The 14220-nt window shown below is 66.0% G+C and carries 11 protein-coding genes; all 11 read left to right on the top strand.

The genetic code is table 11. From position 1 onward, the window contains the following. Positions 1 to 2: 2 nt before the first annotated feature. The 11 genes from D3880_RS05525 to D3880_RS22650 all read left to right on the top strand — a co-directional run bounded on the left by D3880_RS05525 (position 3) and on the right by D3880_RS22650 (position 14137). Positions 3 to 1445: an alginate export family protein gene (locus tag D3880_RS05525; protein ID WP_119892497.1), complete on the top strand. Its 1443-nt coding sequence runs from the start codon at positions 3 to 5 to the stop codon at positions 1443 to 1445. 378 nt (positions 1446 to 1823) lie between these two features. After that, positions 1824 to 3383: a mannuronan 5-epimerase AlgG gene (algG, locus tag D3880_RS05520; RefSeq protein WP_119892496.1), complete on the top strand. Its 1560-nt coding sequence runs from the start codon at positions 1824 to 1826 to the stop codon at positions 3381 to 3383. An 11-nt stretch (positions 3384 to 3394) separates the two neighbouring features. Beyond that, positions 3395 to 4840 (top strand): alginate O-acetyltransferase, encoded by a 1446-nt coding sequence (locus D3880_RS05515; RefSeq protein WP_238474410.1) that lies wholly within the window; start codon positions 3395 to 3397, stop codon positions 4838 to 4840. A 10-nt stretch (positions 4841 to 4850) separates the two neighbouring features. Beyond that, the gene (locus tag D3880_RS05510) at positions 4851 to 5972 is read left to right on the top strand and encodes a mannuronate-specific alginate lyase (RefSeq protein WP_119892494.1); all 1122 of its coding nucleotides are present in this window, start codon (positions 4851 to 4853) and stop codon (positions 5970 to 5972) included. 592 nt (positions 5973 to 6564) lie between these two features. After that, complete coding sequence (locus D3880_RS05505; RefSeq protein ID WP_119892493.1) at positions 6565 to 8085, top strand: MBOAT family O-acyltransferase; 1521 nt, start codon at positions 6565 to 6567, stop codon at positions 8083 to 8085. Positions 8086 to 8094: 9 nt separating this feature from the next. Further along, positions 8095 to 9243: an alginate O-acetyltransferase gene (locus D3880_RS05500; RefSeq protein WP_119892492.1), complete on the top strand. Its 1149-nt coding sequence runs from the start codon at positions 8095 to 8097 to the stop codon at positions 9241 to 9243. Positions 9244 to 9268: 25 nt separating this feature from the next. After that, the gene (locus tag D3880_RS05495) at positions 9269 to 9928 is read left to right on the top strand and encodes an alginate O-acetyltransferase AlgF (protein ID WP_119892491.1); all 660 of its coding nucleotides are present in this window, start codon (positions 9269 to 9271) and stop codon (positions 9926 to 9928) included. Positions 9929 to 10065: 137 nt separating this feature from the next. Next, a complete protein-coding gene (locus D3880_RS05490; protein WP_119892490.1) occupies positions 10066 to 11514 on the top strand; it encodes a mannose-1-phosphate guanylyltransferase/mannose-6-phosphate isomerase in 1449 nt (482 codons plus the stop codon). 377 nt (positions 11515 to 11891) lie between these two features. Beyond that, positions 11892 to 12356 (top strand): multidrug transporter, encoded by a 465-nt coding sequence (locus tag D3880_RS05485; RefSeq protein ID WP_119892489.1) that lies wholly within the window; start codon positions 11892 to 11894, stop codon positions 12354 to 12356. A 350-nt stretch (positions 12357 to 12706) separates the two neighbouring features. Then, on the top strand, positions 12707 to 13537 hold the full coding sequence (locus tag D3880_RS05480) for an SDR family oxidoreductase (RefSeq protein ID WP_119892488.1): 831 nt from the start codon (positions 12707 to 12709) through the stop codon (positions 13535 to 13537). A gap of 246 nt (positions 13538 to 13783) precedes the next feature. Further along, positions 13784 to 14137, top strand: a complete 354-nt coding sequence (locus D3880_RS22650) for a hypothetical protein (protein WP_162934943.1) — start codon at positions 13784 to 13786, stop codon at positions 14135 to 14137. Positions 14138 to 14220: the final 83 nt, after the last annotated feature.

The following is a 14220-nucleotide window of genomic DNA, read 5'->3' as shown; positions in this document are numbered from 1 at the left end:
CTATGAAACGACACCAATGGATTCGCGTTAGCCTGACCCTGCCACTGCTGTGCGGCGCTCCGGCATGGGCCGCGCCGATGAGCGACAAGCCGTTCGGCCTCGACGTCAAGATCACCGGCCAGTCCGAGGACGACCGCGACCTCGGCACCCGCGACGGTGGCGACGTCAGCGGCGTCGGTATCGACCTGCGGCCCTGGGGTTACCTGCAGCGCGGCGACTGGAGCGCCTACGCCATGGCCCAGGCGGTGGCTTCCACCGACACCATCGAGACCGACACCCTGCAGTCCGCCGACCTCGAGGGCGACTCCAGCGACAACAACGACCGCCAGGCAGACGATAGCTACCTGGCCATGCGCGAATTCTGGATCGGCTACGGCGGCCTCACCGCCTATCCCGGCGAGGAACTGCGCCTCGGCCGCCAGCGCCTGCGCAATGACGACAGCCTGTGGCGCGACACCAATATCGAGGCGCTGAACTGGACGTTCGACACCACCTTGCTGCGCGCTCACCTGGGCGTCGCCGAGCGCTTCAGCGAGTACCGCACCGACATCGACGAACTGGCGCCGGAAGACGAGGACCGCCTGCATGTCTATGGCGATGTCGCCAGCCAGTGGATGCCCGGTCACTGGGTCGGCCTCAACCTGCATTACAGCCACGACGACGGCGACCTGCGCAGCCCCGGCGAGCCGGTCGACGAACTGGACAAAACCACCACCGGCGACCTCACCTGGGCCGGCCTGCAAGCCAACAGCGACGCCTTCAACCCGCGCAACGAGCAGCAGCTCAACTACTGGGCCAGCGCCATCTGGCTGAGCGGCGACCGCGACCAATTGCTCACCACCGCGGCGCCCGACGGCCAGCGCATCGCCAGTGGCCAGCAGAGCGCCAATGTCAGCGCCTGGGGCACCGACCTCGGTCTGCGCCTGCGCCTCGACCCGAGCTGGCAGGTCGGTGCCGCCTATGCCCGTGGCAGCGGCGGTGGCGATGACGGCGACGAGAACTTCCAGCAGACCGGCCTGGAGAGCAACCGCTCCAGCTACACCGGCACCCGCTCGCGCGTGCACCGCTTCGGCGAGGCGTTTCGCGGCGAGCTGAGCAATCTGCAAACGGCGACCCTGTTCGGCTCCTGGCAACTGCGCGACGAGTACGACGCCAGCCTGGTCTACCACCGCTTCTGGCGCGTCGACGGCGACCAGCCGGTCGGTGACAGCGGCATCAACGCGGCACTGGCCAACGACGACAAGGACATCGGCCAGGAGGTCGATCTGGTGGTCACCAAGTACTTCAAGGAAGGCTTGCTGCCGGCCTCGATGAGCCAGGCGATCGACGAACCTTCGGCGCTGCTGCGCTTTCGTGGCGGCCTGTTCCTGTCGGGCGATGCCTATGGCAGCGGCGTCGACTCGAAGATGCACCGCGCCTTCGTCGACGCGATCTGGCGCTTCTGATGCGGAGGATCGGGATATGAAGCGGTATGGCGCGCAGCCCCGGCAAACACCGACCGTAGGATGGGTTAGCGGCGAGGGGCACGAGTTCGCTGGTCAGTGCCAATCTGTCGCGCCGCGTAACCCGTCGCGGCACGGTTCGATGGGTATCGCTGCGCTCGACCCATCCTACGGGACCGGCACCTCGGATCGCCCCCTCCCCCACCGGAGATGTCTGGGGTGAGGGGCTCAGCCGCTAGCCTGGCTGCGGACCGCCCCCTCGCCCATTTATGGGCGACGACTGCATGGATGCAGGAGGTAGGGCGACGCAGGAAGCCAAAGCCGAGGGTTGGGGAGAGGGCTGGCGTCTGGCAACCCACCCTCTCCCCCGGCCCCTCTCCCATGAACGGGAGAGGGGCGACTCTGCTCACCGCCTTGCTGCTGCTCGGCAGCACCGCCGTCCTGGCCAGGCCGCCGGACGCGCCGCTGGCCCCCAGCACGACCCAAGAACTGAGTGCAGCCAAGACCTATACCGTCACCAGGGCACCGATCGAACCCTTGCACCTGGACAAGCCCAAGCTGCCCGACCTGTCCGGCTACAGCGCCGCGGCGGTGCGAGCCAAGATCGAGCACAGCCCGGCCGGCCGCGTGACGGTGCGGCGCATGCTGCGGCAGGACGCGTTGAAGGAGTTCGTCGGCGGCAACAACCGCCTGGCCGAATGGGTCAGGCGCCAGCGCGGCATGCCGCAGGCAGTCTTCATCGAGGGCGGTTACGTCAACCTCGCCGAGCTGGCGCAGAAATTGCCCAAGCAGTACTTCAGCCAGACCGCCAAGGGTGTGTATCTGGCGCGCCTGCCGATCGTGGTGGCGCAGGGCGCGACCCTGCATATCGACCGCCAGACCCTGCGCCTGTCGCAGGAGCGCGGCGCCTTCCTGATCAATGACGGCAAGCTGTTCATCGAAGGCAGCCAGCTCATCGGCTGGCGCGAGGCGGCCAACGCCGCGGCGAGCTTCCGCACGGCCAAGGAATTCCGTCCGTTCCTGCTGTCCTGGGGTGGCACCGAGACCTACATCGTCAACAGCACGGTGACCAGCCTTGGCTACGACGAGAGCAAGTCCTACGGCCTGAATATCTCGCAGTACTCGCCGGACATGCACATGCGCATGCGCCGCGCCGCGCCACGCGGCTGGCTGATCGACTCGGAGTTCGTCGACCTGTGGTACGGCTTCTATTGCTACGAAGCGCAGGACATCGTGGTCAAGGGCAACACCTACCGCGACAACCTGATCTACGGCATCGACCCGCACGACCGCTCGCAGCGCCTGATCATCGCCGGCAACCGCGTGCACGGGACCAAGAAGAAGCACGGCATCATCGTCTCTCGCGAGGTCAACGACAGCTGGATCTTCAACAACCAGAGCTATGACAACCAGCTCTCCGGCATCGTTCTCGACCGCAACAGCAGCAACAACCTGGTGGCCGACAACGAGGTGTACCAGAACCGTGCCGACGGCATCACCCTCTACGAAAGCTCAAACAACCTGCTGTGGGGCAATCGCGTCGTCGACAACGCGCGACACGGCATCCGCCTGCGCAACAGCGTGAACATCCGCCTGTACGAGAACCTCGCCGCCGGCAATGGGCTGAGCGGCATCTACGGGCACACCAAGGACCTCTCCGACACCGACCGCGACATCGCTCTCGACCCCTTCGACGCCAAGGTGTCGATGATCGTGGTCGGCGGCAAGCTCGCCGGCAACGGCTCAAGCCCCTTGGCCATCGACTCGCCGCTGAGCGTCGAGCTGTACCGGGTGGACATGCTGATGCCGAGCAAGACCTCGGGCATCAGCCTCAGCGGCATCCTCGGCGAGCGCCAGGAAGAAATTCTCGACCTGCTGGTGCGCCAGCAGAAAGCCGTGCGAATCGACCCGGTGGAAAGCCAGGCCGAACTCCAGCAGTGAGGACAATCGCCATGCAAGCACACAACCGGATGAGCCCCTGGATATGCCTGGCGCCGCTGGCCCTGGCTTTGTTCACCGCCAACGCAGTGCCGGCGGAAAACCCGCCGCTGGCCCCGGCCTACCAGGCCAAGCCCTGCTGCAACCTATGCCCGGCGGCGCACGATGCCAGCCGCTACACCAGCAACTACCAGAAGAATTTCATCACCCTGGTGCAGGCCCAGGGCGACTGGCTGTTCCGCACCCGGGAAGATCTGCGCACCGAGTTCGACACCACCCCGGCCGGCTACCGCCGCTTGCAACAGCTGCACGACGCCTTCCAGAGCAAGGGCATCGAACTGGTGCTGGTCTATCAACCGACCCGCGGCCTGGTCAATCGCCACAAGCTCAACCCGGCACAGATGGCCAGCTTCAACTATCAACGGGCGCTGACCAACTACCAGGCCATGCTCGGCCGCTTCGCGAAGATGGGCTACCACGTGCCGGACCTATCGCCGCTGGCCAACGAGCAGGAAGAACACGCCTTCTACTTCCGCGGCGATCAGCACTGGACCCCTTACGGCGCGCAGCGTGCGGCCAAGCGCGTGGCCGCGACGATCAAGCAGCTGCCCGTCTACCAAGACATCCCCAAGCGCGAGTTCGTCAGCGAGGTGATCGGCCGCATGGGCAAGCGCGGCACCCTGCACAACGTCGCCGGCCAGCTGTGCGGCACCAGCTATGCCATCGAATACATGGACCAGTTCGCCACCGAACCGAAGGACGCGAGCGGCAGCGACGAGCTGTTCGGCGATACCGGCAACCCGCAAATCACCCTGATCGGCACCAGCCAGAGCGGGCCGAACTACAACTTCGCCGGCTTCCTGCAGGAATACATCGGTGCCGATGTGTTCAACGCCGCCTTCCCCGGTGGTGGCCTGGAAGGCGCGATGATCGAATACCTGGGCAGCCAGGAATTTCGCGACAACCCGCCGAAGATCCTGATCTGGGAGTTCTCCCCGCTCTACCGCCTCGATCAGGACAGCAACTACCGCCAGCTGTTCGCCCTGCTCGACAACGGCTGCGTCGGCAAAACGGCGGTGCTCTCGGCCAAGACCAAGCTGCGCCCCGGCAGCAACGAGGTGCTGGTCAACGGCAGCAACGGCCTCAAGGACGTGCGCAACGGCCAATACCAGATGGACATCCGCTTCGCCGACACCTCGGTGAAGACCCTGCAGGCCACCCTCTGGTACCTCAACGGCCGGCGCGAGACGTTGAAGATCGAGAAGCCGAAAACCACCGAAACCGACGGCCGTTTCGCCTTCGAACTGCGCGCGGACCAGGACTGGGCCGACCAGACCCTGCTCTCCCTCGAGTTGCAAGGCCCGCCAGCGGGCAGCAAGCCGCTCGCGGTCGAGGCCAAGGTGTGTCAGCGCAACCGCTTCTCCGCCCCGGCGCAGCACACCGCCCAGGCCGAGCCATGAGGACGCCGTGATGCGTGCCCAACGCCTGCGGCTCAGCCTCCTGACTTGCACCGTACTCGCTGGCTTACTCGCCGGCACGGTGCAAGCCGCCGGGCTGGTGCCGCCGCCCGGCTATTACGCCGCGATCGAGCAGGACAAAAAAGCCGAGCCCCAGGCCTGTGCGCTGGCGACGCCGAAGCCCTATACCGACGCCCTAGTGTTCCGCAGCAAGTACGAAGGCTCGGGCCAGGCGCGCGCCACCCTCAACCGCGAAGCCGAAAAGGACTTTCGCGAGAAGACCAAAGCCATCAACGAACTCGAGCGCGGGGTCAACAAGCAGGTGATGCGCTACATGCGTGACGGCCGCCCGCAGGACCTGCAGTGCACCCTGCAGTGGCTCGGCGCCTGGGCGCAGGCCGACGCGCTGCTGTCCACCGACTACAACCACACCGGCAAGTCGATGCGCAAATGGGCGCTGGGCAGCCTGGCCTCGGCCTGGCTGCGCCTGAAGTTCAGCGAGTCACGACCGCTGGCGCCCTACGCCCAGCAGAGCCGGCTGATCGAAGCCTGGTTCGCCAAGCTGGCCGAGCAGACGGTCAAGGACTGGAGCGGCCTGCCGCTCAAGCAGATCAACAACCACTCCTACTGGGCGGCCTGGGCGGTGATGGCCAGCGCCGTGGCCACCGACCGCCGCGAGCTGTTCGACTGGTCGGTGGCGCAGTTCCAGGTCGCCGCCGGCCAGGTCGACGGCGACGGCTTCCTGCCCAACGAGCTCAAGCGCCGGCAACGCGCCCTCGCCTACCACAACTACAGCCTGCAGCCGCTGGCGATGATCGCCGCGTTCGCCCAGGCCAACGGCGTCGACCTGCGTGACGACCACGACGCCGCGCTGCGGCGCCTGGCCGAGCGGGTACTGCAGGGCGTCGACGACCCCGACGCCTTCGCCGACAAGGCCGGCAAGCGCCAGAACATGTCCGAGCTGAAGGAGGACGGCAAGTTCGCCTGGCTGGAGCCCTACTGCACGCTGTACCGCTGCAGTGCCGAAACCCTGAAATGGAAGCAGTCGATGCAGCCGCTGAAGAACTTCCGCCTCGGCGGCGATGTGACCCGGCTGTTCGATCCCAAGGCGCAGGCGCCGGAAAAGAAGGGGTGAACGGAGGAAAACGCTTCGCGGTTTTCCACCCTACGCGCTGAGGCTTCGTAATCCATAGGGTGGGTTAAGCGCAGCGATACCCGCGCGGCTTTCGATGGGTATCGCTGCGCTCAACCCATCCTACGAACCAGTCCCCTCTCCCCCCGCTTCATAAAAGAAAGGCGGGAGAGGGTTAGGGAGAGGGAAAAGGCTCAGGCGCAACTCGACGCTCAGCCCCTCTCCCCCGGCCCCTATCCCATGAATGGGCGAGGGGAGCAAAGCAGCACACCGCGGGTCCTGACCGTCCGCACGAGCCAGTCCCCTCTCCCGTTTACGGGAGAGGGCTAGGGAGAGGGAAAGAGCCTCGGCACTCACCGACGCACCGCCCTCTCCCCCGGCCTCTCTCCCGCTTTTCTTTTCTGAAGCAGGGGGAGAGGGGAGCAAAAGCACGTGGACCTGAGCGTCCGCACGCCCCCGCCCCATGAATCGGAGAGGGGCGCAAAGCACCACCCCGACCCGCGCAAAGCCGTGGGCGGGTGCAAGACCTTGCTGCAATACCGGGGAGAAACGGGTGGGCCGCTTGGCCCTGACAGTTCTTCAAGGGAGAACGCGGATGGTTTTCTCATCCAACGTGTTCCTGTTCCTGTTCTTGCCGACCTTCCTCGGCTTGTACTACCTGAGCGGGCCACGCTTTCACAATCTGCTGCTGCTGATCGCCAGCTACCTGTTCTACGCCTGGTGGCGGGTGGACTTCCTCGCCCTGTTCGCCGTATTGACCCTGTGGAACTACTGGATCGGCCTCAAGGTCGGTGCCGCCAGCGTGCGCTCGCCCGCGGCCAAGCGTTGGCTGCTGCTCGGTGTGGCGCTCGACCTGGCCATCCTCGGCTACTTCAAGTACGCCAACTTCGGCGTCGACAGCCTCAACGCGCTGATCGGCGCATTCGGCCTTGAGCCCTTCATCCTCACCCATGTACTGCTGCCGATCGGTATCTCCTTCTACATCTTCGAGTCGATCAGCTACATCATCGACGTCTACCGCGGTGACACGCCGGCCACCCATCACCTGATCGACTTCGCCGCCTTCGTGGCGATCTTCCCGCACCTGATCGCCGGCCCAGTGCTGCGCTTCCGCGACCTGGCCGGCCAGTTCCACCAGCGCAGCCACAGCCTCGACAAATTCGCCGAAGGCTGCACGCGCTTCATGCAGGGCTTCATCAAGAAGGTGTTCATCGCCGACACCCTGGCGCCGCTGGTCCGTCATTGCTTCGCCCTGGAGAACCCCAGCGCCGCCGATGCCTGGCTCGGCACCCTGGCCTACACCGCGCAGCTGTATTTCGACTTCTCCGGCTACAGCGACATGGCCATCGGTCTCGGCCTGATGATGGGCTTCCGCTTTCTGGAGAACTTCAAGCAGCCCTACATCAGCCAGTCGATCACCGAGTTCTGGCGGCGCTGGCACATCAGCCTGTCGACCTGGCTGCGCGACTACCTGTACATCAGCCTCGGTGGCAACCGCGGCGGCAGCGTCGCCACCTACCGCAACCTGATCCTGACCATGTTGCTCGGCGGCCTGTGGCACGGCGCCAACTTCACCTTCGTGATCTGGGGCGCCTGGCACGGCCTGTGGCTGGCGATCGAGCGGGCCCTGGGCAGCGACGCCGCGCCACGGCGCTTCAACCCGCTGAAATGGGGCGCGACCTTCCTGCTGGTGATCCTCGGCTGGGTGCTGTTCCGCGCCGAGAACCTGGATGTCGCCGCGCGCATGTACCAGGCGATGTTCAGCCTCGGCGACTGGCAGTTGTCGGAACTCGGCCGTGCCGGCCTCACCGACCTGCAAGTCGCCACCCTGGTGATCGCCTATGCCAGCCTGGCGTTCTTTGGCCTGCGCGACTTCTATACCCAGCCGCTCGCCCACTCCGCCCCGAAAGCCGCGGCCGACGACCCAGCCAGCGCCGGGCCGGAGCCCGGCAATGACCCAGCCGGCAGGATCATGCCCAAGGCGCTCAACCCGGCGCGAATCGCGCTCGCCTGGACGACCTACCTGCAGCGCCCGCTGTTGCTCCTGCTGTTTTGCGCCTCGCTGCTCAAGCTCTCGGCGCAGAGCTATTCGCCCTTCCTGTACTTCCAGTTCTGAGGCGACGCCATGACCCGAGCCTTGCGCATTGCCTACATCGCCCTGTTCCTCGCCCCGCTGCTGGGGCTCGGCGCCTGGTCACTGCGGGGTTTCATCGGCTTCAGCCCGTCCGCCGACACCTCGCTGCTCGACGGCACGTGGGCCAAGGCGGTGGAAACCCACTACGAAGCGCAGTTCCCGCTCAAGCGCCCGGGCACCAATTTGTGGGCGGCGCTCGACTACAGCCTGTTCGGCGAGGGCCGCCCCGGCGTGGTGCTCGGCCGCCACGACTGGTTGTTCAGCGACGAGGAATTCAAACCGGTGGCCCGCGGCGAGCAGCACATCGAGGCCAACCTCAAGTTGATCCTGGGCGTCCAACAGCGGCTCCAGCGGCACGGGGTGAAACTGTTGCTGGCGATAGTCCCGGCCAAGGCGCGCCTGTACCCGGAACATGTCGGCGAGGAACAACCGGCACAACAACAGCAAGCGTTGTATCGACGGCTGCACCGCGCGGCGCAGCGCGCCGGCATCCTCGCCCCCGACCTGCTCGCCAGCCTGCAGCAGGCCAAGGCCAATGGCGCGCTGTTCCTGCGCACCGACACCCACTGGACCCCGCACGGCGCCGAGTGGGTGGCCCAGCATCTGGCCCAGACCGTGCAGCGCCATGCGCCGCTGGCCGGCGAGCCGCAGCGCTTCGTCACCGAGCTCGACGCGGCCAAGCCCTATCAGGGCGACCTGACCAACTTCCTGCCGCTCGACCCGCTGTTCAGCGCATGGCTACCAGCGCCGGACTGCCTGCAGCCACGCCGCACCCACGCGGTCGGCACCCGCCAGGGCGACGACGCCACGGCGCTGTTCGCCGACAGCCAGATTCCGGTGGTGCTGGTCGGCACCAGCTACAGCGCCGACCCCAACTGGAACTTCCTCGGCGCCCTGCGCCAGGCCCTCGGCAGCGACATCCTCAACTACGCCGAGAACGGCCGAGGGCCGCTGCTGCCGATGCTCGAGTACCTGCAAACCGACGCGTTCAAGGGTTCCCCACCGCGACTGCTGATCTGGGAGTTCCCCGAACGCTACCTGCCGATGCCCCCCGACCTGAGCCAACTCGATCCGGCCTGGTTCGCCCGGCTCACATCCACCGCCACGGCGGGTCAACGTCTGGCCGCCACGGCCAAATGATCCGGCGCCTCAAGGAGAACCGACAATGAAACCGACCACCCACCCGTTCAGGAGCCAACGCCTCATCGCCAGCGGCGCCCTGCTGCTCGCCAGCCTCTTCAGCTGGCAGGCCCAGGCCGACGACGCCGTCCTTTACGGCCCCGCCGCGCCCAAGGGCTCGACCTTCGTGCGCCTGTACAACGCCAGCAACCAGGAGGTCAGCGCCAACGTCGGCACCGCCAAGCTCGACGACGTCGGCCCGCTGGCCAGCACCGAGTTCAGCTTCCTCCCCGGCGGCAGTTACAGCGCCCAGGTCGGCAGCCAGAGCGTGTCGCTCCAGCTCGGCGCGGGCCGTTACTACACCCTGGTCAACCTGCCCAACGGCCAGCCGCGCCTGGTGGAAGAAAAACCCTACCGCAACAAACAGAAGGCCCTGCTGCGGGTGCAGAACCTCAGCGACACGCCGCTGAGCCTGAAGACCGCCGATGGCAAGACCGCGGTGGTGGAGAACGTCGCCCCGCAGAGCTACGGCGATCGGGAAATCAACCCGGTCAAGGTCAACCTGGCGCTGTTCGCCGGCACCCAGAAAGTCAGCGACCTCAAGCCGGTGGCCCTCGATCGCGGCGAAGTGGTGTGCCTGTTCGTCACCGGCAGCGCCGGCAAGCTCGCGCCGGTATGGGTCAAGCGCCCGCTGGCGGCGAACTGACCACCCCCTCGGACCAGTCCCCTCTCCCATCAATGGGCGAGGGGAGCAAGGCAAACAACAAGGCCGCCCCGCTGGAACGCAGTGCGGGGCGCGAAAAACGCAACGAAACCCTTCAAGGACAATTCAGGAGAAACACCATGATTCCCGTCATTCTCTCCGGTGGTTGCGGTTCACGGCTGTGGCCACTTTCACGCCGGCAGTTTCCCAAGCAGTTCCTCGCCCTCACCGGCGAGCACACCCTGTTCCAGCAGACCCTCGAACGCCTGGCGTTCGCCGGCATGCAGGCGCCGGTGGTGGTGTGCAACAAGGACCACCGCTTCATCGTCCGCGAACAACTCGACCTCCTCAAGCTCGCCACCCAGGCGATCCTGCTCGAGCCCTTCGGCCGCAACACCGCGCCGGCCGTGGCGATCGCCGCCATGCTGCTGGTCAATGAGGGCCGCGACGAACTGCTGCTGGTCCTCCCCTCCGACCATGTACTCGAGGACCAGGCGGCCTTCCGGCGCGCCCTGGCGCAGGCCAGCAGCGCCGCCGAAAACGGCGAGATGGTGCTGTTCGGCGTGCCGGCGAGCAGGCCGGAAACCGGCTACGGCTACATCCGCGGCGAACCTGACCAGGGCCTGCCAGAGGGGGTCAGCCGCGTCGCCCAGTTCGTCGAGAAGCCCGACGCACAACGCGCCCGCGCCTTCGTCGAGTCCGGTGACTACTTCTGGAACAGCGGCATGTTCCTGTTCCGCGCCAGCCGCTTCCTCGACGAACTCAAGCAGCACGACGCCGATATCTACGACACCTGCCTGCTGGCCCTGGAGCGCAGCCAGCACAACGGCGACCTGATCGAAATCGACGAGTCCGCTTTCGCCTGCTGCCCGGAAAACTCCATCGACTATGCGGTGATGGAAAAGACCGCGCGCGCCTGCGTGGTGCCACTCTCCGCTGGCTGGAGCGATGTCGGCTGCTGGTCGTCGATCTGGGACGTGCACGAGAAGGACGCCGCCGGCAACGTCACCAAGGGCGACGTGGTGCTGCAGGACAGCCACAACTGCCTGGTGCACGGCAACGGCAAGCTGGTCTCGCTGATCGGCCTGGAGAACGTCGTGGTGGTCGAGACCAAGGACGCCATCATGATCGCCCACAAGGACCGCGCGCAGGAGGTCAAGCAACTGGTCGACACCCTCAAGGCCCAGGGCCGCAGCGAGACCGAAAACCACTGCCAGGTGTACCGGCCATGGGGCTTCTACGACTCGGTGGACATGGGCGGGCGCTTCCAGGTCAAACACATCACCGTCAAGCCCGGCGCCCAGCTGTCGCTGCAGATGCACCACCACCGCGCCGAGCACTGGATCGTGGTGTCCGGCACGGCGCAGGTGACCTGCGACGACAAGGTGTTCCTGCTCACCGAGAACCAGTCCACCTACATCCCCATCGGCTCGGTGCACCGCCTGACCAACCCCGGCAAGATCCCGCTGGTGCTCATCGAAGTGCAGACCGGCAGCTACCTCGGCGAGGACGACATCACCCGCCTGGACGACGTCTATGGCCGCAGCGAGGCGCACACCGACCAACCCGGCATCCCCAGCGCCCGCTGAACCTTGCCGGCGGGCGCCGCGCCTGTCAGGTAGATCCCATGTGCTGGTGCAAGGGGGGGATTCCACCCCTGCGCGCCAGTCCTGGCCCTCGCGCAGGTGCTCTGGACTCCCGCCTTCGCGGCAGTGACGGGGGGTAACGGGACGCTCTGCGCCCCCACCGTCGCCCCGCGAAGCTGGGGACCCGGCAGCCCGGAGGCAATCCGGGGGCGGACTGTATCCGCGCTAGCGGCCCCGAATCGCAGGCGGGCCAGGGACTGGCCGTGCTCCGCAGCCGGGCGCGGGGCTTTCCTCGCCCCGCACGCCCCTCTAGGATGAAACCTCCCCCAGGCAGGAGGCCCGTCCATGCATCCCTTCGCATCCCCGGCAGGAAACCCGCCATGCTGATCGGCGCCCTGCTCGTCCTCACCTGGCTGATCCTGCTGATCCGCTATCCGGCCAAGGCCATGCCGATTTCCGGTGCCGCGCTGATCGGCCTGCTGCTGATCGGCGCCTGGATGTACTGGCTCGACCAGCGCGAAGCCCGCCAACTGGCCCACCTCGAACTGCGCCTCGTCTACGCCCCCGAGCAGTGCCCGGCCGACCGCCCGCTGGCGCTCAGCCTGAAGAACGGCAGCCGCACACCGCTGCAGGAACTGCGCTGGAAAGTCGCCGCTTATGCGCCGGGCGACAGCGTCAACCTGGCGGAAACCCTCTACGATGCCCCGCGCTACCGCGGCCCCGGCGAACTGCTGCCCGGCGCCAGCTGGCACGACTGCCTGCCGCTGCCACCGCTGCGCCCCGGCTACCGCCCGGCCACCCTGGAATTCCGCGCCGAACGCCTGCAGGGCAGCTTTGCCGATTGAAGCGGGCTCGCTCCCAGAAACGGACGAGGGGAGCACGGCGGTGCGGAGCCAAGCCCTGCGCCCGGACAGCGCCCTCTCCTTTTTAAGTGTTGAGCAGCGCTTTTGTAGGGCGGGTTAGCCGCGTAGCGGCGTAACCCACCGGCGTTGTTGCCCGGGAGTCCGGCGTCCGGCAGGCTTGGCGGGTTACGCCTACGGCTAACCCACCCCTACCACCGCAGGCATCTGCTTTGCTCCCCTCGCCCATTTATGGGAGAGGGGCCGGGGGAGAGGGCCGCATCACGCGCACCATGCCTATCCCCCAAAAGGTAAACGTTAGAAATCCATAACCAGCTCTTCGCCAAGGATCGCCCATGCCCCAACCCATCGCCCTGATCACCGGTTGCTCCAGCGGCATCGGCCGCGCCCTCGCCGACGCCTTCCAGGGCGCCGGCTACGAAGTCTGGGCCAGCGCGCGCAGAACCGAGGACGTCGCCGCCCTGAATGCCGCCGGCTTCGTCGGCGTGCAACTGGACGTCAACGACGCCGTCGCCGTCAGCCAACTGGCCGAGCGCCTGCAACGCGAGGCCGGCGGCCTCGACGTGCTGATCAACAACGCCGGCTACGGTGCCATGGGCCCGCTGCTGGATGGCGGCGCCGACGCCCTGCGCCGCCAGTTCGAAACCAACGTGTTCGCCGTGATCGGCCTGACCCGCGCGCTGTTCCCGCTGCTGCGCGCCAAGCGCGGCCTGGTGGTGAATATCGGCAGCGTCTCCGGCATCCTCGTCACCCCCTTCGCCGGCGCCTACTGCGCCTCGAAAGCGGCGGTCCACGCGCTGTCCGACGCCCTGCGTCTGGAACTGGCGCCGTTCGCCATCGACGTCATGGAAGTGCAGCCCGGCGCCATAGAGTCGAGCTTCGGCAACAACGCCAGCCGCGAGGCCGAACAACTGCTCAGCGAAGACTCGCCCTGGTGGCCGATCCGCGCCGGCATCCGCGCCCGCGCCAACGCCTCGCAAGACCACCCCACCCCCGCCAGCGACTTCGCCCGCGACCTGCTCGCAGCCGTGCAGCGCCACAAACGCCCACGCCTGCTGCGCCTCGGCAACGGCAGCCGCGCCATGCCGCTGCTCGCCGCACTGCTGCCCAAGGCCGTGCTGGAAGCCGTGCTGAAGAAGCGCTTCGGCTTGGATCGGCGGCTCTGATCCCCGCCCGGATGCCCGGTGGACAGCGCGATGGCCAAACACTAGCGTCGACCGGACTGCTGCCAGCCCTAATTCGGCAGCCAGGGCTGGCCATTTAGGGTGCATAACGCCCGAACACACCAGTACTACACTGGAAATCGCGGGTTAGGCAGGGAGCGCCAGAGATGACAAGGAATGTTATGCACCAACTGGTGCGTTTAAACACACCATGTGGTGTCTATTTATAGTTAGATACAGGAGTTAATCATGCACGTTCCAGTCGGCGATAACAGATACCGGGTTACCCGGTCCGCAAAACTCTGGGTCGTCATTAGAAAAACAGAAGCCGGCGAACTAACACATTTTGGAATAAACGACTCTATTGAGCGATCCGTCTACAATGTACTAGGGAGAGTTGGGGAATACGTGCAATACCAAAATTACTTCCACCCATTGCACCCAGAGAATGAATTTGAAAAACATCTGAGCCTTGGAGCTTCTGGTAAGCTTTATTTTTTCTCTAACTGCGCAGGAATAGGCGGTAGCGAACCAGAGAAAATACGATCCATTTCAATCGCCCCTTTTATATATGAAGATGAATCTAGTTTTCCAGTATTTTAGATGTGTCACCCTGAATGTTATAAGTCTCATTCTAACTCGGCGCTCAAATCGTTCGCTTCGCTTACTGGGACCGGCTAAAGCCG

Origin of the sequence: Pseudomonas cavernae (assembly GCF_003595175.1) — a bacterium.
Lineage (GTDB): Bacteria > Pseudomonadota > Gammaproteobacteria > Pseudomonadales > Pseudomonadaceae > Aquipseudomonas > Aquipseudomonas cavernae.
The sequence above is the reverse complement of the archived record's forward strand: the minus strand, read 5'-3'. Positions and strand labels throughout refer to the sequence as shown.